Source organism: Agromyces sp. CCNWLW213, assembly GCF_037199545.1.
GTDB lineage: Bacteria > Actinomycetota > Actinomycetes > Actinomycetales > Microbacteriaceae > Agromyces.
In genome coordinates this window covers 324,377-349,519 of sequence record NZ_JBBBDX010000001.1, presented here as the reverse complement: position 1 = coordinate 349,519, position 25,143 = coordinate 324,377, and the positions used below count along the sequence as shown (strand labels likewise).

Here is a 25,143-nt window from a genome sequence, read left to right as displayed (position 1 = left end):
CAATTCGTCGTCGACGGTCAGAGCACCAGGCCAGGGCCGGCGCGATCGAACCGCCGGGTGGGGGAGTACGCGAAGATGCGGTCGCCCGAGAATCCCGACGTGGAGTCGAGCAGGTCGGTGACATCCTGCGCATCGGTCACCAGGCTTGCGATGCCTTCCTGGATGAGCCGATGGCAACCGGCGCTCGCAGCGCTCGTCACCGGACCCGGGACCGCACCGACAGGCCGACCGAGCGAGTGCGCTTGACCGGCGACGTTGAGCGATGCGGACTTGTGTCCGGCCTCGACCACGACGGTGGCACCAGACAGCACCGCGAGAATCCGGTTGCGCTGCTGAAACCGCCATCGCGTGGGCGCGGCGCCCGGCGGAAGTTCACTGACGATCAGTCCGCCGGTCTCGGCGATGCGGTCGAAGAGCTGCTCGTGGCCGGCCGGGTAGGCGCGATCGAGCCCAGTCGCGAGCACCGCGATGGTGGATCCGGGGGAGGTTGCGGTCGCGGCTCGATGCGCCGCCCCATCGATGCCGTACGTCCCGCCGGAGACCACCACCCGCCCTTGCGCTGCGAGACCCGAGACGAGTTCCGTCGCGACGTGGTCGCCGTACCCGGTCGAGGCGCGGGCGCCGACGACGGTGACTCGGCCGGGCAGTGGTGAGGCGAGCAGGCTCGGGTTGCCCTTGAGCCAGAGTGCGAGCGGTGCGCTCGCGCCGAGTTGCTGGAGTTCGCCGGGCCAGTCGAGGTCCTCGGGCGTGATTAGGCGCAGGTCGTGGCGCTCCATGGCGGCGCGTATCCGATCGACCATCCCCGGGTTGAGTCGTGGCGCGAGGCGCCGCCGCCACAGCTCGCCCTCGGCGGGGTCGACGCCGTTCGGAAGTCGTTCGGCTGTCGTGACGAGCTCAACGGTCGCTGCGGCGCCGACCCTGCCGACGAGCGTTCCCGTGATGATGTCGTTCGGCTCTGAGAGGGTGGCCAGCGTCATACGCGCTTCCCGCTCCAGGGCGGCTGTCTCGGTCATCGGGTTGCCTCCTCGTGCGAGCGCCCTCGGCTCGCGGTCATCCGGGCCGTCGTGTCGAAGGCGGCGAGCTCGTCGGGGTGCAGTTGATGCTGGACGACGAAGCTGCGCTCCTTCACTCGCCACAGCCCTTGCCCCGTGCCCAATGCGGGCAGGAGCTTCTGCTCGGTCCCGCTGAGACCGAGCGCGATCGCCGTCGAACCGAGCTGATCAGGTTCCTGGCGGTACACGATCCGGGTTTCCGCGTTCGCGAGGAGTGAGGATGCGAGGGCGCGCATCGCGGAGCCGGAGTCGCCGACGTTGTCGAGGTCGCTGAGCTTGTGGAAGACCAGCATGTTCGCGATGCCGAAGTGACGGGCGAGCCGCCATTGCGCGTCCATACGCCGGAGCAACGCAGGGTACGCCATGAGCCGCCAGGCCTCGTCGTAGATCACCCACCGCTGCCCGCCAGCCGGGTCGGCAAGCGCTGATTCCATCCACGCCGACGAGCACGTCATCAACACCGAGATGAGCGTCGAGTTCTCCGCGACTCGGGAGAGGTCGAGCGACACCATTGGCAGCGATGGGTCGAACCTGACGGTTGATGGGCCGTCGAAGAGCCCCGCGAGGTCGCCGGCGACGAGGCGGCGCAGCGCGTGGCCGACCAGGCGTCCATCTTCGGCAAGACGGCCATCCGGGTCATCATCACTGCTCGGCTCGAGGATGCGGTCGACGACCATCGGGAGGATGGGCACCTCGGCGCTCCGGACCGTGTCAGCCAGCGCGAGATCGATCGCGGTGTGCTCGAGCGGACTCAGCACGCGATCGAGAACGGTCTCCGCGAGCGCGCCGATGAGCTCACGACGGCGGGACGCGAGTTGCGCAGCCCACTCGGCATCAGAGGCGGATGCCGCGCGGTGCCCTTCATCGAGCGGGTTGAGCCGATTGCGCAGACCATGACCGAGGATGATCGCCCTGCCGCCGACGGCCTCGGCGACGGCGGTGTGCTCGCCCTTGGGATCGCCGGGCACGTAGACGCGACGGCCAAACGGCAGGGACCGGGTGTAGAGCGACTTGGCGAGCGACGACTTCCCCGACCCGACGATCCCGGCGAGAACGATGTTCGGTGCGGTGATCATGCCGCGCTGGTACAGGACCCAAGGGTCGTACACGAACGAACCGCCGGAGTAGAGGTCCTGGCCGACGAAGACCCCTGCCGAGCCGAGGCCGGCTTCGGCGAGGAACGGGTAGTGCCCGGCGAGGGTCGCCGAGGTGTCCTGATGTTTCGGCAGCTTCAACCGGCCGGGCGACCTGAGCTGCGCCGGGCCGGCATCGCCGGCCGCTGGGAGGTACGCGGCCGCGTGCGCTTCGTTTCGCTCGGCCTCCCAGCGCGCGCGGGTTTCGAGCGTCTTCGCTCGTCGCGCGTCCGCTTCGATCTCGGACGCGGAGCGCTTCCGCGCGCGCCGATCGCGGCGACGCTCGTCGTGCGGCACGGTGAGCGCTGCGGTGTGCAGCCGCTCTTCGGTGGTGTTCACAGCGCGATCGAGTGCCGGGACCGGTGCGCCGACATGGCGGGGTCGACATCCCAGCGGTGGGAAACGGTGTCACGGAACGGTGCGGAGGTCTCGACTGACGCCTCCATCTGGACCAGCGCCGCATCGGGCGACGCCTCGTAGCGGCGAAGGAGCGAGACGTACCCGTAGAGCTCGCTGTAGGTAAGCGCGTACGGAGAGTCGGGATCCTCGATCGTGCGACCGGCCGACCCCTCCGGGATGCGGTCGTAGACGTACCCGTTCACGAGCGCGGCATCCGTCGTCTCATCGCCGTAGTCCCACTGGCGTAGGTACTCGATCGCGGCGGTCTCCCCGTCGCGGTCGAGCATGGCCAGGAGCTCACCGGCATCCTCGTCCTGGAGGAAGACGACGCTGATCCAGCGGGACGCGGGAGCGTCCAAGCGGTCGTCGAACATGATGACTCCAATCGGATGGTTCGCGCGGATGGTGCTCGCACAGAAGGTGTGCTCGGGCTTACACGCTTCGGCAGAGCGGCAGGGCGGCGGCAGTGAATGCCTGCGCTTGTTGTCCGACAAGGCGGCGGACCTCACACGACGCCTGGATCGCGGCCTGCTCAATCGTGGACACCGCGGCGTCGAGGTCGTCGATCGTCGGTGCCGTGACGCAGATCAGACCGGTCGTTCGCAGCACGCCGTGGCCCGCGGTGAGGTCGGCCTCCTGCTGGAGCACGTCCTCGTACTCGGCGCTCGAGCCGGCATCCTCGATCTGCCCGATCCGGCGACGCTGGTGAGCGTCGCTGATGAGCTCGGTCTTCTTCTTGCGGAGGTCCCTCGCTGCCTGATCGGCACGGACCGGGAGGTAGTGCAGTGAGACCGTTCGGAGCACGCCGTTCGTGAACACGAGCGGCGAAAGGAACCCCGGGTAGACCTGCGATCGTGGCCACTCGCTGATCCAGAGCACCGCGTGGAACGCGCTGTCGGAGCGGAGCCGATCCCAGCTCTCGGCAACGGCGACCGGACCGGCCGCGTCCAGTGATCGGCCGACAGCGGGATGGCGGTCGAGCTCGACGCCGACGGCAGGGTCGTAGGCGGTGCGCAGGATGCTTGCGAGCTCGTCGGCGGCGAGCCATCCGCCCACGATCAGGTCGGCCGCTCGGAGCGCACCAGTCAGCGCGGTCATCTCCTGGCGGAGGACTGTCGCTGCGCCGCGCATCCCACCGCCCGACGTACGGACCTGTCGGGATGCAGCTTGGAGATCGAGGGAGAGGCTGATGGTGGTGGCGTGACGTTCGCCGGCGGGTCCGGCACGCTCGATGAGGTCGCGGTACGTGGATGACGCCCAGCTGTCATCTTCGATGCCGTGCCGCTCCCACCATTCGGCGAGCCCGGTGCCCGAGTCGGGCAGCGTGCGCTCGGTCACCTGGAGGCGCGCGATCCGACCGGATCGGCAGGTTCCGGCGAGCACGCGGCCCCATCCGGCAACGCGCCGATGCTGTTCGCCGGGGTCGAGCAGCGCGAACGCCGGATGGGACACCGCGACGATCGCGGTGAGGGTCTGGGTGTGCGGATCGTGGATCATGACCGCGCCCGACTCGGGGTCGTTCCATTCGCGCAGCGGTGCCGCGTCGCCGGGGAGCGCGAGCGTGCCGGCTGGTCGAGGCTTCACGATGCGCCGACGATAGGTGAGCTGCCCGTGCGCGCCGCGCCACAGCCAACGGCTGACGATCGGCACCCACTCGACGATCTTTCGCCCGCCGATGGGGATCGCCGCGATGGCTGCTGCGGTCGCCCAGATGGGGCTCGTCCAGGCGATGCCAGATGCGCCGGCACCGTACAGCGAGATGACGACGGTGAGCACGGCGATCGACAGGGCGACGAGTTGGGGGAGTGAGAGACCGAGCAGGATGCCTCGGCGAGTGAGCCTCGAGAACTGGACCGGTGCGAGCTGGTAGGCGGCGCTCGTGTCGGAGTCCATGGCTACACGTCCTTTCGTGCTCGGCGGGCCGCGTCAGATGCAGCATCCGGCCATGGTGGGCGGGTCTTCGGTGTGGTCGGTCCGAGAACGGGTGGCGGGGCGGTCGGCGGGGCGGATGCCGCCGAGTCGCCGGCCGATGCCGTGTGGGCGTCGGCGGCCCCGCCAACGGCGCGCCCGGCTGTCGGACCGGCGTTCGCTGCCGATGACGCGACGGCCGCGCCGGCCACGATGCCGGCGCCGATGCCGCCGGCCGCTGCTCCAGCGCCCGCAGCGCTCGATGCTCCACCGGCCGCTCCTCCTTGTGCGGTCGCGCCACCCGCCGTGGCGCCGGGACTGGACGCGCCCGCAGGCCCGACGCCGCCAGGCGGTTCGCCGCCGGTTCCGCCGCCGTTGCTGCTCGCTCGAGCGCCCGGATGGCTCGCGTGCCTCGATGAGGCGGAACCGCTGTCGTTGTCGGGGCCGAGGATCTTCTTCGCGCTGTCGGACATGGGTCCGTTCGGCACGGGCACCGGTCGGTTCAGCGCAGACTTCGCCTCCTGCTCGCTCGACATCGCGTGGTACATGTCCAGGCCGACGAAGTTGAGGAACTTGTACGTGATGTACGGCGCGAACGCGGCGATGAACATGAGCACGATCCCGGCGATCGGATCGCTGATAGACGCCAGGTCGGCATCGATCGGCGCAGACACCTGAGCGACCGCGACGAGGAAGATCACGACGAGCACGAGCTTCGACAGAATCAACGCGATCACGAACGCCACCCACTTCGAGAACCATCCCTTCGCGGCATCCCATGTCGCACCCGCCAGCGCAACCGGACCGAACACGATCGCGACGAGCAGCAGCGCCTTGCGGATCAGGAGCGAGAACCACACGATCGCGGCGGCGCTGATCGCGAGCGCGGACAGGAAGATCGTGACGATCGCCCCGACGCCGGGTGCGCCGATGTTGATCGCTGCGAGGCCGGATGCGAGGAGGGCGATGCGATCGCCCATGCCTTCCATGGTGTTGCCGCTGGCCTGCACGATCCCGATCGTCAGTTGGTCGGTGATCTCGAGCAGGAGGCCCGTGATCGTCACGATGATGAATGATCCGAGCACCGCCTTCGCGAGGCCGAGTGCAGCACGCGACAGCGCGCCCGCGTCTCGCCGCACAAGACCGGTGATGAGCTGCAGGCAGAAGAAGATCAGGGCGAGCAGCACCGCGACGCCGAACAGCACGTTGAAGACGGCGACGTAGCCGGGGTCGGTGAGGTCGACCAACGTCGTCGTGTCGAACGCGTCCCAGACTGCCTCGAACAGCCACGCGGCCGCCGAGCCCATCGCGTGCGCGAGCCAGTCGAACGGTGCTGCGATCAGGGAGGCCGTGCCCTCGCCGACCGAGCCGCAGACCGCGGCAATCACCGGGATGTCGCAGACACTCATCGGCGACCCATCTCGATCAGCCCAAGTCCTGCGTCAGACGGCTTGGCCGACATTCCAGAAGAAGTTGATCAGCGTGACCGCTCCGCCGCAGATGATCGCCGCGCCGCACGCCACGAGCACGCCTAGCTTGCCGCGTGACGCGAGATGCGGGTTCGACGAGTTGGAGCCGAAGCCCCAAACGATCGCCGAGACGAGCAGCGCGAGGACACTCAGGATGAGCCCGACCGTCATCACGGCGCCGACGATGATGCGCAGCTGGTCGATGCCGGGAAGACCGGTGCCGTTCGGGTCGATGTCGATCACTAGCAGCTCCTTCTCGCAAGGATGGGTTCGAGAGGGAGGTGCGCCTCGGGCATCACATCGGCGCGAAACGGCAGCCATCGGCTGACGCCGGTCGTCGCGTGAAGATCCGCTTGAGGGGAATCCTCGAGTGGCCTCGGTGAGGTTGGCCCCGCATCGCCCGCTCTTGCTCTTCGGCCGGATATGGTGACCTCTATGCCTTCTGCCCCTGTCTCGCACGGGAGGGTCTGCCGTTCATGCGAGATGACGTTTGAGACGCATTAGCGAGTCCGGGTGTATTGCCAGGACGGTTGCCGAGTTCTGCACCTGCTGATGCGGAAGGGTTGGTGCGTCTGGTGCGGCGTTCAGCACCCAGACCACAGGCTGTACAGTCGGATCGCCGACGACGACATCGACAAGTTCCTCGCGGACCACGAGCGCTGCCGCAGAAGCTTCGGTGCCGAGTACGCCGATCAGGTCTGCTGCCAGTGCCGGCCATGCCGCACAGCTCGTGGCGATGATATGACTCCGAAGCACCGAGCGCCGTCACAGACGAGGCGTTCGACTTCGTACCGGCGATACGGCCCGGCGGTTCTGGAACGCGACGGGTACGTCTGCCAGATCTGCCGGCTACCGACTGACCCGAATGCGCACCCGATCGATGACACGTACCCGGTTCTAGATCACGATCATGCTGCCGCGTGGGGCGGTGGAGGCGACATTGCGAACCTCCGTACGGCGCACCGCTGGTGCAACGAGCTGAAGTCGGACGACCTGCACGTGAACCCGAGGATCCCGGAGTTCGCAGCGGTCCGATTGACGCCGATGCTTCAGCGCGCGGGGCTATTGCAGGCCATCATCACCATTCCCTGATTGATCTCGTCGTCCGCGAGGCGCTAAGCCCGATGCCCGATGCCCGGTCGACGACGAACCGACGCGAGCGCTACGATCATTGACACTAGATCGCTCGCACAAGGCCCGTGGGAAACCAAGGGTGGCGAGATGACGACTTGGGGCACGTGATGCCGTGGTTCGTAAGTGGCCCACGACAAAGTACCGCTGTTACCCGCGGTCGTTCCTGTTTCACGACATGGAGCCGCGGTGTCCACCTGCCCAAAATCCCCCTTTCCGTCCGTCTACGCGGCCGGCCGCGCATTGCTCGCGGCGCGGGCCAGGATGCTTGATCAGCACCGAGATCGCGTGGTCGTCGGCGTTCACCCCTGCGCGCGATGCCGCGCTTTCCACCTGACATCGAATCCCAGTTCGGGCTCGTCGTCATGGACGCGTCGTGCCCTTGCTCTTGCGCGCCGATGAACCCGGCGCACGGTAGCAATCGTTTAATACTCGGGCGACGCCCGTGCGATCCCTATCCGTGCGGTGCGCGGTTGCCAGACCCGTTCGTGCTCGCTGGTCCATCTGCGAGACTCGCGAGATGCACTTGCAACAGGCAGTCGACCAGTTCCACGCCGCCCTGCGACACTGCGACAACATCGTGGTGGTTCATCGCGACCACGGGGGGTACGGGACGAGGGCGTCGTCCAAGGGAAGCATCTCTCAACCCCGCAACGCCCCTTTGCGGACCGCGGTGTGGCGGGAGCGCGCGCCGACCCACGACAGCGCCGCAAAGCTGATGGCTCGCGGAATAGGCGTGTCGGTGATGCTTGCGAGAATCGCGGTAACAGGTACGAGTAGGGACGAATGACTAGCACCGAGCAACCTCAGCAGAGGCCCCCGATTGACGCGCCGATCAGTTCTTCCGCTGACGACGACCTTGGACGAGCTCCGGTTGCACGCGACTTCGCCGAATCTATCCGGGAGCTTGATGTTAGCCAAGGGCTGGTCGTAGGCATCCTTGGGCCGTGGGGGCACGGCAAGAGCTCGTTCATCAACCTGATGCGGGAGCAGTTTGAAGTGGAACCCGCTCTCACTGTCGTCGACTTCAACCCGTGGATGTTCTCCGGCTCGAATCAGCTAGTGAACTTCTTCTTCACCGAGATCGGTGCCGAACTCAACGTCCGCAATAGGAGCCGCTTCGGTAAAACCGCCGACTGGCTCGGTCAGTACGCCGGCATCCTCAAGCCCATATCGCAGTTCATTCCGATTCCCGGAGCGGCGACCGTCGGAGAGGCGGCCGCTGCTGCGCTGAGCGGTCTAGCTGAATCGACCAACGCGGACCGAAGCGCGAATAAGGTTCGCGAGGAGATCACCAACGAGCTCTTGGCTCTAGACCTTCCGATCGTGGTTGTCATCGACGACATCGATCGCCTCACCACCATCGAGATTCGAGAGATCTTCAAACTCGTACGGCTGACGGCCAGCTTCCCGAACATCATCTACGTGCTGGCGTTTGACCGGGAGCGCGTGGAGCAGGCGCTCACCGAAGACGGCGTTCCCGGTCGGGCGTACCTCGAGAAGATCGTCCAGGTGAGCTTTGATGTCCCGCAGGCACCCGAAAGGCTACTTCGATCCCAGGTCGTTGAAGAACTCAATCGCATCCTCGCGCCCGTTGTAGACGCGACGCTCGACGGTGACCGATGGAGTGACGTCTACTGGGAACTCATCGACCCCCTATTCGCGAACATGCGTGACGTCACGCGTTTCGCGATCTCTGCCAGATCAACGATCAAGAGCCTCGGCAATCAAGTCGATCTTGTCGATCTCCTCTCTATGGAAGCGCTCCGGGTCTTCCGTCCCGAACTCACCCAGGAGCTATCAAGGCTTCGAAGCGAACTCACGACCACGCGCGCGATCATGGGGCGCACGGATGAGCGGGCCAAGAGCCGCATTGCCGCGCTACTCGCGAAGTTCCCCGACGATGACGATGCGATTCGGGCACTCTTCAACCGGGTGTTCCCGGTCGCACTGCAATACATCGAGAACAATCACTACGGACCGGATTGGATCAGCACGTGGCGGACCGCGCACCGCATGGCGCACATCGACTTCCTCAATCTATACTTCGACCGAGTCGCACCCGACGAACTTGTGGCGTTCCGAAACTCTGAGCTCGCCTTCGATCTACTGGACGACCGAGCGGCGCTAAAGGCGTACCTCACCGCGTTGGAGCCGGAGCAGCTTGAAACCGTCCTCGAGGGGCTCACCTCATACGAAGCAAAATTCACGAACGACATGATCGTGCCGGGATCCGTCACGCTACTGAACCTCATCGACGCAATTCCGGAGAAGAAGCAGCGAGGCTTCTTCGACGTCGGACGCCGCAACATCACCGTCAGCCGCATCACCCTTCGGCTCATCCGCCGTGTAGACGATGAGGAAGAGCGAGAGAGGCTGGTCTCACAGATCCTCGAAGACGTAGAAACCTACTCGTCCCAGCTCGACTTCATTTACAGCATGGGCTATCGCGAAGGTGTCGGACACAAACTCGTCAGCGAAGCATTCGCCGAGCAGATTCATGCGGAGTTCGTCACACGTCTCCAGAGGAACCCGCCAGCCGAGCCGTCACGAGAATGGGATGCCTGGCGCATCTACGACGCCGTCCGGACCAAGACGGGCAAACCTCCGCTCAAGCCGAGTGACGATTCCCTCCTTCTGCGAGCGGTGGTCCACTCTCTCCGATCCACTGCGCGATCGCAGTCGATGGGTTCTCGACAGGTCAAGACCGAGGACCGCCTCGCATGGGACCTTCTGGTTGAATTCTTTGGTGATGAGGCTGCTGTGAAGAAGGTCGTCGGCAAGATCCGAAACAGCCTCGGTGACGATGACGTGCTACGGCTCGCCGACACCTATCTGTCTGGCTGGCGACCAGAACGGTTCTAGGCGCGCTGCTCATCAACGCCGCGGCTTTACGGACGCGCGCTCAGGCTTCGCAGTCGTGGCGGCGTGTTTCGTCGGGGCTTCGGGTAACCCGGATGTAGCGACCGGGCAGCACCGGCCGCGATCGGATTGCGGTCCTCCCGCGTTCGGAATCTGAGCCGACTGCGAGCTGGGCTCGGATGAGCTCCTGAAGCACGGATCGGATCCTTGTCCGTGCCCACCACTAGATGTTCTATGGAAAGGCCCCCGCTTGTGCCGCTGCTGACCCCACCGCTGGGACGCCGGCTCCGGCATGACCCGGCTGTCAACGCCCCACTGCGGATGTGATGCTGACCGCGGCCACCGCGGCCACCAACACACCCGTCTGGGCTCCCCTCCAGGCCTCGGCCCACCCACCGCACCGTCGCAGACGCGCGTTCCAGGCTCCTGCCCGCGGTGGTCCTTCGGCACAACGGGTCGCTCGACGAGCACACCGTGGCTACCGTCCGGAACACTTTTCATCGCTGGCCCCGATGTCGTGGTCGCTGACCCGATCCCCAGCACGCGAGCGGTCTCTTTGTCCTGTCACCGACAGCCTCACCCGATCGCAAAGCATTCTCTGGAGGAGTTACGCGGAGTTGCTCAGGTCACCCGCCAAGTTTCGGAAGGCCCTCATGTTCGAGAATCCCGTGAAACCGCACGCGCCAATCCATCGCTCGTTCTCGCTCGACGCCTAGCGCGAATGCAATCCAGCCGTCCAAGTGATTGATGAACGAAAACACGGAGTCGAAGCCTCGATGAGCGGCATGCCTCGCCAACCCGTTCTCCTCACATCCGCGCAAGTGCACCTCGATACGTCGTCGATGCTCCGGTAGGAGTCGGACAGCGCCGTCGACAAGTAGCCCCAGTACAACCTTGCGCGCGCCAGGTGGCACTATTCTCGTCTTCGCCCGATGAACAACGAAGCCCGCCTTTCGGATCAGGCCGGTGGCCTCCGCGGCAAGGCTCTGAGCTTCGCCTCGCTGAAATGTACTTCGGCCTGAAAACACGACGTCATCCGAGTAGCGGGTATACGTGAGGCGACGCGAGAGCGCGAGACTTTGTAAGAAGAGGTCGAGACGCGCGGCAGCAGCGTTTGCGAGCATCCCGCTCGTCGGCCCGCCTTGCGGCAGCACGCCGACGCCCGCGACTGCGTAGCTCGGAATGGCCGCGGTGCGAGCCCGCCAGGACGCACTATGCGCGCCTTCCGCCCGGGTCGTGATGCGAGCGAGCTCAAACGCAACAAGCTTGCGGTAACCGAGTCTCCTGAATACGCGGTATACCGAGGCCTCATTTACCGTGCCGAAGAAGTCGTGCAGGTCCATCTTGACCATCCACCGGGCACCCTGATGCTGTGTCGCGCACTGAACAATCGACACCTCTCGTCTATACGCGTAGCTCGCGGGATGCGCCGTCAACTTGTCGAGAACATGACCGAGAAGCCATCGCTGAACATCCATGAGAATGGGCTCGGGCGCCGAGATCGGTCGTACTCCGCCGGTTGCTTTTGGGACCGCGATCGAGCGATAGGGATCTCGTGTGCGGCTTACAACCTCCCGGAGGTACGAGTAGCTCGCGCCGGTCTCGTGTGCCAAATGTGCAAGCGACAATATCGGGTAAGCGCCTTGGGCGGTCAGTCGGGCAACTTCAGCAGTTGCGCGATCCAACGCGTCGACTTCGACCCCAAGGCCACGGCCGATTTCGTGGTAGAGATTCGGGGGGATCACGGGACTTACCTTTCGACCCGAAGGGCTCCGCACGGAGTGGATGGAGAATCCCCGAGGCATTCGAGGGCAGGCATTCTCCATCCAGCCCTACGCGTAGCCTCAGATCGTCCTCCGACCGCAGTCAGCTGCGATCTTCGAGCAAGACACGAAGGACTTGCTCCAGCGAGCTGCCACGACGTGGCAGCTTCATCACTAAGCGCGTGATCCCCCCTCATCTCGTGTTCCGAGGGTAGTACGGCGAAGGGTTTGGTGTGAGCACGGAGGCGCCGCCACGCGGCTTGCGTCTCTGGCTAGCGAGCACCCGACGACCAGCTGGCGTGACTGCGCGGCTTCCGTCAATGAGAGCGAGCCCGTGAAGCGACTGGAGAATGCCACGTGTAGCTCCAAGGTCGCGACCAAGCGCCACTGCCAGCTCCTCGTCCGTGCGCGGAAGCAGTCCGAGTACCGCGATGAAGTCCCGCCAGCGCAGCGCAATATGTCCGTCCCGATGACGCGCTGCGAGCCGCAACTGACCTGCCGACTCAAGGGCAGCAGGAAGGTCCACGTCCGGCCGGTAGTCGCCGATCTCGTCCGCCAAGTCGACCGGAACCGAACGGCCATCGAAGAAGGGCATCCACCGACTGGACCGCCGGATAAGTATTCCTGGCAGGTTGTTCGGCACCGAGAAGGAACTCGCATACAACCCGGCGCTGCCTCCATGACCGAGGGGCGGACCGACCCTCCCGCGCTTTGCGTAGATCCGGCACACCTCTTCAGCCCTGCCATCCGGAGTCGCGCGGCGGAGTTCGTCGATTCCGGGGACGATCTCGATGACTTCAACCTGGTGTATGTTCTTGCTCGCGTTGAGCGCGCGCTTCCCAATCAACGTGGCTGCGTACGCGATTACGACGATTTTCAGCCACCCGAATGAGCACCAGCTCCTGATCGTGGGGTTACGAGTCCAGACGGCGACGTAATCGAGGACCTGTCGCCCAGATCCGATGTAGTCGGTCACGCACACCAAGGTGCGCACTCTGGACTGGCGCATATTCTCAAGCGTAAGAGGCGCCGGGAGGATCGAAGCTCCGACTGTCGCACGCCGTAGCTCACCGATGAGCTGGGCGATAAGTGCCTCGCTGCCCGGATTGTTTGCAAGCGGTTGTGCCGGGTCGAAGTCGACGAACGCTGTTGCTTGCGAGTCGACTTCTGCTCCGTCGGGCCGGATGAGATCTTCGTCCGACAGCACGGGAACGAGAGCAACGGGAAGCCGCTCCGCGTGCTCTGAGATGAACCGCTCGACCGCGCGCCTGACGCCCGTGACCACGTCGCCGCCAGGAACGAATCTCACCGCGTCGAGTAGGGCAACAGCGCCGACGCGATCATCAGGCTCAAACTGGTCGAGCCAGTCGGCTGCTCGGCTCGTCATTGACAGCTTCAACGGTTCTCCTGCCGTACGCATATGTCGGAGTGAATGGGATTGCCCTTGCCTCGGCCTGACACCGCCGCCCCAGCTCTATCACGTCGCCCGCCATCCGCTTCGGGAGCCATTTCATCCGAGTACATCTCCTTTCCAGCGTCACGCCAAGACGACACACCCACGTCGGCGACGCATTCCGCAGAATCGCGCGCACGGCTGACCTCGAGTTCGGAATGGCGGTCGTTCCCGTTGGGTCTTCTGGAATCGCCATGGGCGTAAGCATCTAGATCACAGCCCACACGAGTCGGCGACGCCGTGCGACCACCGTCCCGATAAAGCCGTCTAACGTAGAAGGCTGTACACACCTCTCGGCAGCATCTGAGACTTGTGAAACACTCTAGGAGCCAGATCCATGACATCGTTCCGTGAGGTACGTATCGCCGCGTTGGCAGCGCTGCGGACGTCCGCGTGGGACGCCGACGGATACCCGCTCTACTGCGCAATGCAGGATCGTCATGAACACCTGCATGTCGGCGTCTACTGCAACGCCCTATCGCACATCGAGGCTCTGAGTGAACAACTCGACTACGCCAGGTGGTGCGACGATCTCGATATGGCGGTCGCTCGGGGAGACTCGGAAGACGCTGAGAAGCTGCTCCGCTTCTACACGACGGTGTTTCTACTCATGGAGGAGTGCCACCAGGACTTGGTCGACATCGCGGCTACCGCCGGCCTTGAGCAGAAGGGGCCGCTTGATGGACTGAAAGGCTTCGTCAACAACGTGCTCAAGCACCGTCGCTCGCACGACCACGGCGTCGTTGGTGGCTTCCATGTGTCCAACCATCACGGTCCGTACTATTTTGCGGACGATGCCGAGCATGGCGCCGTCCTCCCGCCGACGTACACGTCGATCGAGAACTACGGCGCCCTCAAGTCGGGGGCGGTGTCCGCGCTGCTGATTCCGAGCCTGGTCGACTCTGCGGCCGCACTCGCGCACGCCGTCGCTGTAGCGGAGACTGAGACGTCCACGTCCGCGGCGCTGGCCCAGATCGAGACGGAGTACGGGCGTGCGATCTCGTCAGCCGCAACTTAGTCAGGCCATCTTCCACCTCACCTGGGTCGGTCGCTGGGTGCGCTTCTATGGCGGGAGTTGACTCCGCGGCAAAGTGTGCCGGGCGCCGTGTCGCGCTCGGCGTGGATGGGCTCGTCGGCGGTGCTCAATTGAGCATGCTCAAACAATTCACTCCATCCGTTCCTACCACCAGATTTGAGCATGCGCAATCCTTGTGTTGAGCATGCTCAAGGCGTAGATTGAGCATGCCCAACTCCGACCCGGAAATGGGATCGAGATGATGATGCCTTGCCTGACCCGAGCGGGTGGAAGGTGTTCCGACACATGACCGAAGACGCGAGCAACACCGCAGCCGAAGACCTCGCCAAGCGACTCCGGCTTCTCCTCGACGTCGCCACAGCGGAGTCCGGCTCAGAGCCGACGTACTCCCAGATCGCCGAATTCCTCGAAGCGCGTGGAACCAATCTCTCGCGCTCGCGCTGGACCTACATGGTCAACGGGCACCGGTACGTACAGGACCGCGCACTGTTCGAAGGGCTCGCAGACTTCTTCGATGTCGAAGCGGACTTCCTCATGGGACTCGACGGAGCCGAGACGCCGGCGAAAGTGAACGCGCAGCTCGACCTCGTCCGCTCGATGCGGGCTGCACGCGTCAAGTCCTACGCGGCCCGCACGCTCGGCGACATCTCGCCGAACGCGCTCCAGGCGATCAGCAAGTTCCTCGACGAGGAGATCAGGCAGACATAGGGATCCGCGGGTGGTGCGCGCTGTCGCAGCATCCGACGACGTCAGGGGGTGACGAGACCGTGAACAGCGAAGCGGATGTCTCGACGGCGTTCTGCGAGCTCGCGCTCGGTGACGTCTTCAGCTTCGACGAGCTCGTGGATGCGGTGCAGGCGCGACGCCAGCGGGGGCTCCGCATCGTCGAGCTGGGCGGCCTCAGCGATCACGAGGGGCTCTGCGCGATCTGGTTGATGACGGACACCGAGGACATCGTGCTCCACGCGCACAGCGACTCCGGGCTGCATCGCCAGCAGTTCGTCCTGCATGAACTCGCGCACATGATCCTCGGCCACGGCACCGAGAACTCCGCCGAGACGCCCGACTTCCTGCTGCCAGATATCCCGCCAGAGACGCGACGGCGTCTGCTCCGCCGGCAGAACCTCGACACCCTCGAGGAGATCAGCGCCGAGTCGCTCGCGGACCAACTCGCTGCGGCGATCCGCGGTTCCGCCATGCACGAGTCCCGATTCCTGGAGATCTTCGGGTGATTCCCGTCCTGGTCTCCACGCTGATGTGGATCCTCCTCATCAGCCTGCTCGTGTTCCGACGAGGGCGTGAGGAACGGACCATCACGTACGCAACCCTCACCATCGCGGTGTCCATGACGCTCAACGTCGATCCGATGTACGAGGCACTCGACCGCGCGGTCGGCGGGCAGAACGTCGTGACACTCCTCGCGGACGTCGCCTTGATGATCGGCGTCTTCTTCCTCGGACGCGGGGTGATGAAGGCCTCCGATCGACCGGCCCGCATCGTCCGCATCGCGCTCGGCCGGACGGTACTCGCCGCCGCGCTGGTGGGTTCGATCGTCTCGTTCGTCTTCATCGATCAGCGCGGCACGACCACGACCTTCATGCTCGACCTCGGCGACCAGCCCGCCGCAGCGGCGTACTCGATGATCCACTTCGCCTACTACGGCATCGTCCTCGCGGCGATGGCAGTCCTCGCCGTGAATCGGATCCGCGTCAGCCATGGAAGCCAGCGGTTTCCACCGGCCTCGCTCCTCATCGGCAGCCTCCTCGGGCTCGCACTCAGCGCAGTCGTCATCGCCATGGATGTCAGCCACCTCCTCGGTAACCTCGACCTCATGCGCAGCGTGTCTGGGGTGTACGGCCCGCTGTACCTCGGCACGTTCATCTTCCTGGTGCTCGGGTTCGCCTCACAGCCGATCCTCCGGAGTCGGCAGACCCACTCACGCATTCGGGCGACCGAGGCGCTCATCGCCGAGCTCGAGCCAGTCTGGACACGCGCCACGACGGCTCGGCCGGGGATCAGTCAGAGCACGGATGCCGCGTTCCGCACGGCGCAGCCTGAGGCGATGCTGCACCGGGAGATCGTCGAGATCCGCGACGCGGTCATCGACAGTCGCGTCTCGTTCGAGCTGACGGAGGCGGAGCGAGAACTGCTCGACCGGGCAGAGCAACACCTGGTCGGCGACGGGGCGCCGGAGTCAATTGAGCCGGCGGATGTGCCCGTGACCGCGGATGCGGAGAGGCGTGATCCATGAGGGCCGGATGGGCGTTCGCGGCTCTCGGCGCTGCCGCGGCGGCATCCTTCGGTGGGCTCGGGTTCGTCATCGCTCGGCGGCTGACCGCGCCGTCGTCCGGCCGGCGATTCGACCTCGTCGTCCGCAGAGTGGAGTCGACTGCGGATCGGGAGTGGGTGGTGTTGGATCGGACGCCTCAGACGACGTCGCCCGGGAAGTACAGCCTGCTCCTCGAGGACGGTCTGTTGATCCGGCTTGGCAACGAGGTCGAGGATCGGGGTCCGCAGCTGATCGCACGTGAGGCCGTCGGTCGAAACACACTGGCCGGCGTGAGCGCGGGGGACCGGGCGTCATGGAGCGGAATCTACTTCGCCGACCCGTCAGACGCCGGCCTCGGAGCGACCGACGTCCGGGTTCCCACCGCCGTCGGGCCGGCTCCAGCTTGGCTTGTCGAGACAGCCGGTGCAGCGTCATCTACGTGGGCGATCCACATCCATGGACTCGGGAGTCCTCGGGCCGGCACGATACGGGGAGTGCAGGTCGCCGCTGAGCTCGGATTGACGTCGCTCGTCCTGACGTACCGCAACGACGGCGAGGGGCCACGGGTCGGGTCAGGGCGCTCCACGCTCGGCCGCACGGAAACAGATGATGTTCGGTCGGCGATGGCGTACGCGCGCGAGCACGGCGCCGAACGCTTCATCCTCTTCGGGTGGTCGATGGGTGGCGCGATCGCGTTGCAGATCGCGTCCGATCCAGAGTCGAGGTCTGACATCACCGCGCTCGTGCTCGATTCGCCGGTCGTCGACTGGGTCGCGACGATACGGGCGAACTGCGTCCGATCCGGGCTCCCAGCCTGGGCAGGCGGGCTTGCTCAGCCGTGGCTTGATCGTCCGGCGCTCGCTCGGCTGGTCGGGCTGCCGAACGCGATCGGCCTTGGTCGCTTCGACTGGGTTGCGCGCGCCACCGAGATCCGGGTGCCGACGCTCATTCTCCATGGCACTTTCGATTCGTCCTCGCCGTTCGACGCCGTGGCGCGTCTCCGAGATCGCCGCCCGGATCTCGTCGAGCTCGAGACCTTCGAAGCCGACCACACCATGAACTGGAACTCGGATCCGGATCGCTGGCGGCTCGCCGTCCGCACCTGGCTGTCTCCGCGCATCTGATCTGACCCGACCCGACCAGGTCCAGGCTCCCCGACAGCCGCCTCGTATCCACGACCCCACATGCCGCCACGCCTCTTGCAGATCGAGGCGCACCTTCTCCCCGGCGGGGGTGGTGATGGCGGTGACGGTTTCGATGCGGGTGATGAGCGCCGGCGACGGGTTCAGGTACTTGCTGCGCAGCGTGGCGATCGGTGACGGCGACCGATCGCTCTCCACGCCGCTGACCCGCTACTACAGCGCGGAGGGAACGCCGCCGGGCCGTTGGATGGGCAGCGGCCTTCCGTCGCTTCGTTCGAGGGAGATCGGCGGCGGCACCGAGGTCACTGAGAAGCAGCTCCAGCGGCTGATCGGCTGGGGATGTCATCCGGCATCTGGCGAGGCGTTGGGTCGCGCCTACCCCTCGTACGCGAAGGCGTCGGTTGGCGAGACCTCCCGTCGCCGCGCGGTCGCCGGATACGACTTCACGTTCTCGATTCCGAAGTCGGCGAGCGTGCTGTGGGGCATTGCGGATGCAACGACGCAGGCGCTCATCGTGCAAGCGCACCATGCAGCGGTTGCGGAGTCGCTTGCATTCCTCGAGCGCGAAGTTGCAGCGACTCGTACCGGGGTTGCCGCGCGCGACGGTGCGATTGCGCAGGTCGACGTCTCGGGGGTGATCGCAACCGCGTTCGATCACTTCGACAGCCGCGCCGGCGACCCGCACCTGCACACGCACGTCGTCATCAGCAACAAGGCGATGACCATGCTCGACGGCAAGTGGCGCTCGCTCGACGGGCGACCGCTGCACGCGGCGGTCGTTGCCGTGTCGGAGTTGCACGAAGCGCTCTTCGCCGACGCGCTGACCCGGCTGATCGGCGTGCCTTGGGAGCGGCGCGCACGAGGACGCGACCGCAATCCAGCGTGGGCGATCGCGACCGTGCCGGAGAAGCTCGTGGCCGAATTCTCGACGCGCTCGAGGCACATCGACGTCGAGACCGACCGCCTGATCGAGTCGCACATCGCGGTGCACGGTCGGCGACCCGGTCGCGTGACGATCATGAAGCTGCGCGCACAGGCGACCCTGTCGACCAGGCCGGTGAAGCACGTGCGCTCGTTGACCGATCTCACGAGCGAGTGGCGCGAGCGCGCGGGTCGCGTCTTGGGCGCGGATGCGACGGCGTGGACGAAAGGGGCGATCGCAAGCACTCCGCATCTCGGGATTCGCGCAGACGAGATCGAGCCGGGTGATGTCAGCGCGCTCGCCAGGGCAGTGGTGGACTTTGTGAGCGGGAAGCGCTCCACCTGGCGGCACTGGAACCTCGTCGCCGAGGCGGCTCGACAGACGATGGCTATGCGGTTCGCTTCTGCGTCCGATCGCGAGGCGGTAGTCGGGTTGATCGTCGACGGGGCCGAGGAGCTCTCGCTTCGGCTGACCCCGCCGGAACTCGCCTCGAGTCCTGAGCAATTTCGTCGCACGGACGGATCTTCGGTCTTCCGCCCGAGACATTCGATCACCTACACGTCGACCGCCGTCATCGAAGCCGAATCGAACCTGCTCGATCGAGCTGCTCAGACCAGCGGGCCGCGCATCGAACATGCAACGTTGCGAGGAACGCTCAGTGACGGCCGTGGCGCTGCGCGCGTCGGGGAGGGGCAGTACCAGGCCCTCGCCAAGATCGTCAGCTCCGGGCGAGCGGTGGATGTGCTCGTCGGTCCGGCAGGTACGGGCAAGACTCGCGCGATGAGTGCACTTCGCCGGGTGTGGGAGGGGACCTACGGCAGCGGGTCAGTCGTCGGCCTCGCGCCATCCGCTGCCGCAGCCCACGTGCTCGCGGAGGACCTCGGCATCCCGACCGAGAACCTCGCGAAGTGGTGGCACGAACGCGTGCGGAGCGGCAAGACCTTCACAGAGGGGCAACTCGTCATCGTCGACGAGGCGTCCCTTGCGGGCACATTGCACCTCGAACGCGTGACCGCGCTCGCCGAAGCGGCGGGCGCCAAGGTGCTGCTGGTCGGAGATCCCGCGCAGCTCCAGTCGGTCGAAGCTGGAGGTGCGTTCTCGCTGCTCGTCCATGCTCGAGCGGACGCTCCCGAACTCGTCGAGGTTCACCGCTTCGTTCACGAGTGGGAGCGGCGGGCATCCTTGGCACTCCGCGAAGGCGACGCTGACGCAATCGATCAATACGTCGCGCACTCGCGTGTGATCGAGGGCAGCACCGAGTCGATGACGGATGCCGCGTATCTCGCCTGGCGCGCGGACGTGCGCGCAGGCAAGGCGAGCGTACTGATCGCCGAATCAAACGAAGCGGTCTCGGCGCTCAACGTGCGCGCACGGACCGAGCTCATCCTCGAGGGCCGAGTCGACGCACTGCGCGAAGCACAATTGCATGACGGCACCGCGGCATCTGTCGGCGACACCGTGATCACCCGGCGGAACGATCGCCGATTGTGCGCCGGCCGTCAGTGGGTGCGCAACGGCGATCGCTGGGTGGTTGTCGGGGTGCGTAGAAACGGCGCCCTCGAGGTGCGTCGCCCGAGACAGCGCTGGGGTTCCACGGTCATGCTCCATCCCGGCTATGTCCGTCGCCATGTCGAGCTCGGATACGCCGTGACCGCACACCGGGCGCAGGGGATCACCACGGACACGTCGCACGTTGTGGCAGCATCGGGCACCACCCGGGAGAACTTCTACGTGGGAATGACGCGCGGACGCGAATCCAACAGCGCCTACGTTGCGATCGACCATCCGGATGTCTCGCATGCCGGACCGCGGCCCGGAGACGCCGAGCCGGCGACCGCGCGCAGCATCCTCTACGGAGTGCTGAACCATGTCGGAGCCGAGCTGTCGGCGCACGAGACGCTCGCGGCCGAGCAGGACGCATGGAGCTCGATCGCTCAGCTCGCGGCGGAGTACGAGTCGATCGCCGCCGCGGCGCAGCGGGACCGGTGGGCGACTGCCGTGCGCCGGTCAGGGCTCGAACGTGAGCAGGTCGACGCGGTGATCAAGTCGGATGCCTTCGGACCCCTCGGCGCCGAGCTGTGGAGGGCCGAGGCGGCGGGCTTCGACGTCGAGCACCTGCTCCTCGCGGCGGTGAGCGCCCGTCGGCTCGACAATGCGCAGGACATCGCAGCCGTGCTCCGGGATCGGATCGCCGCGGCATCCGCTCGTGGCCTCGGCGCTCGCGGGGGAGCGCGCCGCGCACCCCGACTGATCGTCGGGCTGCTCCCTACCGTGAGGACTTCGTTGGACGCCGAGGTACGGCGAGCGCTCGATGAACGCAGCGGGCTCATCGAGGCGCGAGCGGATACCGTGCTCGAGCAGGCGCTTCTCGCGAACGACCACTGGACGCGCGCCCTCGGTCAACAGCCACGAGACAGCGCAGCGGAGTGGCGTCGTCACGCGAGAACGGTGGCCGCGTATCGCGATCGCTATGGCATCACGGGTGCGAACACGCTGGGTTCTGAGCCGCAGAGCGACCTCCAGCGGGCGGATGCCGCGAAGGTGCGGCGTGCACTGGACATCGCCGGAGCCTCTCGGAGCGAGAGGTGGGCTTCCAGCGCCCGGAGCCGAGTGTCCCGAGCACGCTTCCGAGTGTCGGGCCCCGGATCTAGACTGCGGCGGAAGGCGACCTCATTCGTTGCATCGCTCGTCGCGATGGCATGACCTCCGGGCTCCGGCGGTCCTTCCAGGTTCTCGTCGCCGAACACGTGGAGGACTGCAGCATGTTCGGACTCATCTGGGCGGTCGTCGCCCGCGCGCGCTTCGTTTTCCGTCAATTCATGCCGACGAACCTGCTCCTCGATGCCATCCACACCCGCCGCGGCCTCAAGTGGGGCATGCTGGCCATGCTGCTCGCGGTCCCGTACGGCTGGGGAGCGCTCGCGTGTCTCGGTCTCGCCGAGGGCGGTGGCCAGGGTTGGCTGAACCTCATCGGGCTGCTCTTCGTCTGGAACGCGCTCAAGTTCCTGGTCGCCGGCCCTGTGACGCTGATCCGGCTCGTGCGCGTCCGGCTGGGTGAGGCGCGGATGGCTCGTGCTTTGACGCACAGTCCGGCGGGGGGCGGGGAGATTCCCGGCGAGGCGCCTCAGCGCGAGACGATCGAACTCGTCAGGTAGAGCTTTCATCGCGGCCGCATCGGCACGGCACTGTCGGCGCACCTGTTCTTCGCGTAAGTCTTGTGGCACTACGGACCCCGCGAGCAGGAGGAACAGACATGACGGTCCCGCAGGAGCAGTTCGATGACCTCCTCAGCCGAACTGCGCTCGCGGCGCTGTTCTACTACCCGGAGATCGCGGTCGACGACGCCGAGTACGACCTTCAGCGCGACATCGAGTACTGCCTCGAACCGATCGATGGACTGGCGGACGGAGATGTCGAGCGCCTTCGAACTGCGGTCGGCCGCGTGATCACGAACCCCTCGGCGCATCGCTCAGAGCTCCTTGCGTTGGTGATCGAGCTCGCGCCGCCGCCGACTGAGTAGGAGCTGTCGTGGCTTCAATTGATCACGACGACGACGCTGAGGCCGCGGCGAAGCTGGAACACACGCGCGAGCTGAAGCGTCGGTGGCGGCAGGCCCACCTCGATCGAGTGCACGAACAGAGTCGGGCGTGGAAGGCGGCGCACCCGGAGCGCGTGCGGGAGCTCAATCGTCGCTGGCGCGAGGAGCACCTCGATCGCTCGCGGCAGCAGAATCGGGACTCGGCTCGTCGCACTGCCGCCCGGAAGCGTCGTGAGGCGGAGACGCGGCGGAAGGCGCGTGAGCGAGCGAAGCGGTGGCGGGAGGAGCATCCCGAGCGGGTTCGCGCGTACCAGCAGCGCTGGGTCGAGGCCAATCGTGACAAGGTGCGCGAGTACTACAACCGCTACTACGCGACGCATCGCGATCAGGTGAGTGCGCGCGCGGCGGCACGACGGGACGCGGACCCGCAGCGCACGAGGCGCGCCTCGAAGGGGTGGGCCGAACGGAACAAGGAGCGTCGCGCTGAGCTGCAGCGCGCCCGGCGAAGCAACCCCGGGATCTACCAGGCGGAGCTCGAGGCGAATGCGGCGGCACGGCGGCTCAAGCGACGTCTCGCCCGCGATGGGCTACCGCCGCAACGACTTCATCCGACGACTGCCGCTGACCGTCGTACAAATGAGCGCGAAGCCGAGGCATACTTCGGCGATCCGTCGCTCAACGAGCACCTGCGGCAGTTCACTGTGTTCGCCGAGACCCTGACGGAACACATGCTGGAGCACGGCGCCAGCATGCGGGAGTTTGCGGAAGCGTATGCGGCGAGACGCGCACGGATGCGACTCCCGCCGGTCGACGTCGAACGCATCGCGTACGCCCGCGCGGTTGAGGTCGTCACCGACCGCATGCACCGGGTCGACCTTCTGAACAGCCAGGATGTAGCGGCCGCAGTTCGCAGCACACAAGCCGTGTTGAGGCAGGAAGACCGCCGCCAGCAGTTCGAGCGACTCGTGACGTCGCTCGTCGCACGCGTCGAGCATGATCTGATCCGCTTGCGCCACGAAGCAGCCTTCGAGAACCGGGCTCGTATAGAACGCGGTCTCGCCCCAGTTCCGATGGACTCGCTCGTCATCCAACTCGCCATGCAGGAACACTTGCCGAGGATGACGACCAGTCGGCTCTCGATTGACGATGCTCGGAAAGCGGGGCGGACGGCGAAGGCGCGCGTTCGCCTACCCATCGACAATGCGGCGGCGCGCGTGAGCACCCATCGAGCTCCCGCTGCCAGGCGCTTGAATTCCTGAAAGAGGCCCAGATGCCCGGGGTGCTTCACATCCTCGAACTCGACCACGACCAACTACTGGGTCCGCGCTCGTAGGTCCGCCAAGAGGGATTTGGTCGATATGGGGCGTCGTCGTGCCACAGCGCCGGCTCCTGGGACGGACGCCCGCCTCGTGCCTCGTTCGGACGAGTCGTGTCGGTCGTCTCACTTACCATCCGTACATGAGTAGGAGGGTCGACCCAGCTGAGGCCGATCGCATCATGCGTGCCGCAGGGTGTATCCCGCTTGTGCCCTACCCGGGCAGCGGAATCCCTTGGCCCTGCATCCACAAGCCTTGTGGGCGCGAGATCGCACCGCACTACGCGAACGTCCGCGCGCGGGGTACATCATGCAAGCGATGCTCCGATGTCGCGCGCGGCGCCAAGCGTCGTGCCGGTCTAGCCGACGCAGCCGTGCAAACCATGCGGGCTGCCGGGTTCGAGCCGCTAGACCCGTACCCGGGTGCCGACAATCCGTGGCGATGTCTGCACGAGCTGTGCGGCATGGAACGCACACCATCGCTCAATGCGGTACGTAGGAATGGGACCGCGTGCCGCGGGTGCTCGGCAGTAGCCGCCGGTCGCAGGCTTTGGGCTCCGGCTGACGCTGACGCCGCGTTCCGCGCCAACGGTCTTGAGCCACTTGAACCGTGGCCCGGATCGTCGTCGAAGCCGTGGCGCGCCCGACACGTCGCCTGCGGCCGTGAAGTCGCCCCGCGGCTTGGCAACATCGCTGCCGGCCAAGGACCATGTCGCGAGTGTGGCTTGGAATCGGCGCATGCAGCCATGCGGCTGGACGAAAACGAAGCGACAGAGCTATTCCGTGCCGCCGGCCTCGAGCCACTAGAGCCGTTTCCCGGGGTGGATCACCCTTGGCGCAGTCGGCATGAACGGTGCGGCAACGAAACTGCCCCTACTTACTCGAACCTCAAGCGCGGGCAGGGAGGTTGCATCGCGTGCGGCGTGCGAGACAACGCCGCCCAGCTGATGATGCCCGAGCCGGACGCTCGCGCAATCATGGAGGCACGCGGTCTTGATCCGGTCGAGCCCTACCCCGGCAGCGGGCGTCCGTGGAAATCGCGCCATGCTTGCGGGAAGCTCGTATCGCCAACGCTCGCGAACGTGTCGAGCGGGAAGGGAATCTGCCGCTACTGCAACAGCGCCTTCCCGTATGGCGGTCCGGCAACGCTCTACCTCGTGGTTGATCGTGACGCCTTGAAGATCGGCTGCGCCAGCCGTAGCGGCAAACGGCTCGCAGATCACAATCGTTTCGGCTGGGTAGTCGCCTGGACGGTCGATACCGCGACCGGCGACGATGCGTACAACCTTGAGCAGGCCATCCTGTGGTGGTGGCGAGACGGGCTCGGCCTTCCGCCCGCCTACGCTGCGGAGCGCCTCCCGCAGTCGGGGTACTCCGAGACCGTGCTCTGGGAGGACATGGCTCCGTCCTTCGTGTTGGCCAAGGTACGTCAGTTGGTCCTCGAGTTTGAGCTCCAGCCTGTGGTCGTGAATGAGACGGCGTTCGTCACTGAGCGGCCCGAGAACGTGGCAAGTGCACTCGGGCCGCGTGCACGGGCCAAGCGACGCCACCTCTCCACTGAAGCGCTCTTCGACGGGCTGCTCGATGATGTCTAGCAATGCGATTGCCATCAGCTGAGGCGCGGGGAGTGGGAGTGCCAAGCACGGCCATCGTGGGCGGCGCTGTACGCTGGCGTGAGCCGGACTCGTTGCTCGAACGACACGGGCTGCCGGGCCAGGCGGCCGCCGTCCGAGGCCAGTATGGGAGACACG

19 protein-coding genes are annotated in these 25,143 nt (G+C 66.0%); 11 read left to right on the top strand and 8 right to left on the bottom strand.

From position 1 onward, the window contains the following. Positions 1 to 17: 17 nt before the first annotated feature. Genes dprA through WBQ80_RS01640 form a run of 6 tightly spaced genes read right to left on the bottom strand, consistent with a single transcriptional unit; the run spans position 18 to position 6,204 of the window. Positions 18 to 1,013: a DNA-processing protein DprA gene (gene dprA, locus WBQ80_RS01665; protein ID WP_336570196.1), complete on the bottom strand. Its 996-nt coding sequence runs from the start codon at positions 1,011 to 1,013 to the stop codon at positions 18 to 20. Continuing rightward, the gene (locus WBQ80_RS01660) at positions 1,010 to 2,524 is read right to left on the bottom strand and encodes an ATP-binding protein (RefSeq protein WP_336570197.1); all 1,515 of its coding nucleotides are present in this window, start codon (positions 2,522 to 2,524) and stop codon (positions 1,010 to 1,012) included. The genes dprA and WBQ80_RS01660 overlap by 4 nt, the downstream gene beginning before the upstream one ends. Next, positions 2,521 to 2,958 (bottom strand): hypothetical protein, encoded by a 438-nt coding sequence (locus WBQ80_RS01655; protein WP_336570198.1) that lies wholly within the window; start codon positions 2,956 to 2,958, stop codon positions 2,521 to 2,523. Before WBQ80_RS01655 ends, WBQ80_RS01660 begins: the two co-directional genes overlap by 4 nt. Positions 2,959 to 3,016: 58 nt before the next feature. Further along, positions 3,017 to 4,477 (bottom strand): SCO6880 family protein, encoded by a 1,461-nt coding sequence (locus tag WBQ80_RS01650; protein WP_336570199.1) that lies wholly within the window; start codon positions 4,475 to 4,477, stop codon positions 3,017 to 3,019. Positions 4,478 to 4,479: 2 nt separating this feature from the next. Further along, on the bottom strand, positions 4,480 to 5,901 hold the full coding sequence (locus WBQ80_RS01645) for a conjugal transfer protein TrbL (protein ID WP_336570200.1): 1,422 nt from the start codon (positions 5,899 to 5,901) through the stop codon (positions 4,480 to 4,482). 33 nt (positions 5,902 to 5,934) lie between these two features. Then, complete coding sequence (locus WBQ80_RS01640) at positions 5,935 to 6,204, bottom strand: DUF6112 family protein (protein ID WP_336570201.1); 270 nt, start codon at positions 6,202 to 6,204, stop codon at positions 5,935 to 5,937. Positions 6,205 to 7,878: 1,674 nt separating this feature from the next. On the opposite strand from WBQ80_RS01640, the gene WBQ80_RS01635 reads away from it, so the two are divergent. Continuing rightward, positions 7,879 to 9,957, top strand: coding sequence for a KAP family P-loop NTPase fold protein (locus WBQ80_RS01635; protein WP_336570202.1), 2,079 nt, complete (start codon positions 7,879 to 7,881; stop codon positions 9,955 to 9,957). A gap of 623 nt (positions 9,958 to 10,580) precedes the next feature. On the opposite strand, the gene WBQ80_RS01630 is transcribed toward WBQ80_RS01635, so the two are convergent. Both WBQ80_RS01630 and WBQ80_RS01625 read right to left on the bottom strand, forming a co-directional pair. Further along, positions 10,581 to 11,699, bottom strand: coding sequence for a reverse transcriptase family protein (locus WBQ80_RS01630; protein WP_336570203.1), 1,119 nt, complete (start codon positions 11,697 to 11,699; stop codon positions 10,581 to 10,583). A gap of 211 nt (positions 11,700 to 11,910) precedes the next feature. After that, positions 11,911 to 13,104, bottom strand: coding sequence for a phosphoribosyltransferase-like protein (locus WBQ80_RS01625; protein WP_337282444.1), 1,194 nt, complete (start codon positions 13,102 to 13,104; stop codon positions 11,911 to 11,913). A gap of 403 nt (positions 13,105 to 13,507) precedes the next feature. Between WBQ80_RS01625 and WBQ80_RS01620 the strand changes: the two genes are divergently transcribed. From WBQ80_RS01620 to WBQ80_RS01575, 10 genes are all read left to right on the top strand, one after another. Further along, the gene (locus WBQ80_RS01620) at positions 13,508 to 14,188 is read left to right on the top strand and encodes a hypothetical protein (RefSeq protein WP_336570205.1); all 681 of its coding nucleotides are present in this window, start codon (positions 13,508 to 13,510) and stop codon (positions 14,186 to 14,188) included. Between the two features lie 303 nt (positions 14,189 to 14,491). Beyond that, the gene (locus tag WBQ80_RS01615; protein ID WP_336570206.1) at positions 14,492 to 14,914 is read left to right on the top strand and encodes a hypothetical protein; all 423 of its coding nucleotides are present in this window, start codon (positions 14,492 to 14,494) and stop codon (positions 14,912 to 14,914) included. A gap of 59 nt (positions 14,915 to 14,973) precedes the next feature. Next, entirely contained in the window at positions 14,974 to 15,438 is a 465-nt protein-coding gene (locus WBQ80_RS01610) for a hypothetical protein (RefSeq protein WP_336570207.1), read from the top strand. After that, complete coding sequence (locus WBQ80_RS01605) at positions 15,435 to 16,457, top strand: DUF6545 domain-containing protein (RefSeq protein WP_336570208.1); 1,023 nt, start codon at positions 15,435 to 15,437, stop codon at positions 16,455 to 16,457. Before WBQ80_RS01610 ends, WBQ80_RS01605 begins: the two co-directional genes overlap by 4 nt. Then, positions 16,454 to 17,599, top strand: a complete 1,146-nt coding sequence (locus WBQ80_RS01600; RefSeq protein ID WP_336570209.1) for an alpha/beta hydrolase family protein — start codon at positions 16,454 to 16,456, stop codon at positions 17,597 to 17,599. Before WBQ80_RS01605 ends, WBQ80_RS01600 begins: the two co-directional genes overlap by 4 nt. Positions 17,600 to 17,714: 115 nt before the next feature. Continuing rightward, positions 17,715 to 21,242, top strand: a complete 3,528-nt coding sequence (gene mobF, locus WBQ80_RS01595) for a MobF family relaxase (RefSeq protein WP_336570210.1) — start codon at positions 17,715 to 17,717, stop codon at positions 21,240 to 21,242. Positions 21,243 to 21,301: 59 nt separating this feature from the next. Further along, on the top strand, positions 21,302 to 21,694 hold the full coding sequence (locus WBQ80_RS01590) for a sulfate permease (RefSeq protein WP_336570211.1): 393 nt from the start codon (positions 21,302 to 21,304) through the stop codon (positions 21,692 to 21,694). Positions 21,695 to 21,792: 98 nt separating this feature from the next. Continuing rightward, positions 21,793 to 22,059, top strand: a complete 267-nt coding sequence (locus WBQ80_RS01585; RefSeq protein WP_336570212.1) for a hypothetical protein — start codon at positions 21,793 to 21,795, stop codon at positions 22,057 to 22,059. Positions 22,060 to 22,067: 8 nt separating this feature from the next. Continuing rightward, positions 22,068 to 23,336 carry a hypothetical protein gene (locus WBQ80_RS01580; protein ID WP_336570213.1) on the top strand — a complete coding sequence of 423 codons (1,269 nt, stop codon included), beginning with the start codon at positions 22,068 to 22,070 and terminating at the stop codon, positions 23,334 to 23,336. Positions 23,337 to 24,315: 979 nt separating this feature from the next. Continuing rightward, positions 24,316 to 24,987: a hypothetical protein gene (locus WBQ80_RS01575; RefSeq protein WP_336570214.1), complete on the top strand. Its 672-nt coding sequence runs from the start codon at positions 24,316 to 24,318 to the stop codon at positions 24,985 to 24,987. Positions 24,988 to 25,143 lie beyond the last annotated feature (156 nt).

What these genes read in the sequence shown, in the direction of transcription:
- dprA (WP_336570196.1), bottom strand. Translation starts at nt 1,013, where the DNA reads ATGACCGAGACAGCCGCCCTGGAGCGGGAAGCGCGTATGACGCTGGCC.
- WBQ80_RS01655 (WP_336570198.1), bottom strand. Translation starts at nt 2,958, where the DNA reads ATGTTCGACGACCGCTTGGACGCTCCCGCGTCCCGCTGGATCAGCGTC.
- WBQ80_RS01650 (WP_336570199.1), bottom strand. Translation starts at nt 4,477, where the DNA reads ATGGACTCCGACACGAGCGCCGCCTACCAGCTCGCACCGGTCCAGTTC.
- WBQ80_RS01645 (WP_336570200.1), bottom strand. Translation starts at nt 5,901, where the DNA reads ATGAGTGTCTGCGACATCCCGGTGATTGCCGCGGTCTGCGGCTCGGTC.
- WBQ80_RS01635 (WP_336570202.1), top strand. Translation starts at nt 7,879, where the DNA reads ATGACTAGCACCGAGCAACCTCAGCAGAGGCCCCCGATTGACGCGCCG.
- WBQ80_RS01625 (WP_337282444.1), bottom strand. Translation starts at nt 13,104, where the DNA reads ATGACGAGCCGAGCAGCCGACTGGCTCGACCAGTTTGAGCCTGATGAT.
- WBQ80_RS01620 (WP_336570205.1), top strand. Translation starts at nt 13,508, where the DNA reads ATGACATCGTTCCGTGAGGTACGTATCGCCGCGTTGGCAGCGCTGCGG.
- WBQ80_RS01615 (WP_336570206.1), top strand. Translation starts at nt 14,492, where the DNA reads ATGACCGAAGACGCGAGCAACACCGCAGCCGAAGACCTCGCCAAGCGA.
- WBQ80_RS01600 (WP_336570209.1), top strand. Translation starts at nt 16,454, where the DNA reads ATGAGGGCCGGATGGGCGTTCGCGGCTCTCGGCGCTGCCGCGGCGGCA.
- mobF (WP_336570210.1), top strand. Translation starts at nt 17,715, where the DNA reads ATGGCGGTGACGGTTTCGATGCGGGTGATGAGCGCCGGCGACGGGTTC.
- WBQ80_RS01590 (WP_336570211.1), top strand. Translation starts at nt 21,302, where the DNA reads ATGTTCGGACTCATCTGGGCGGTCGTCGCCCGCGCGCGCTTCGTTTTC.
- WBQ80_RS01585 (WP_336570212.1), top strand. Translation starts at nt 21,793, where the DNA reads ATGACGGTCCCGCAGGAGCAGTTCGATGACCTCCTCAGCCGAACTGCG.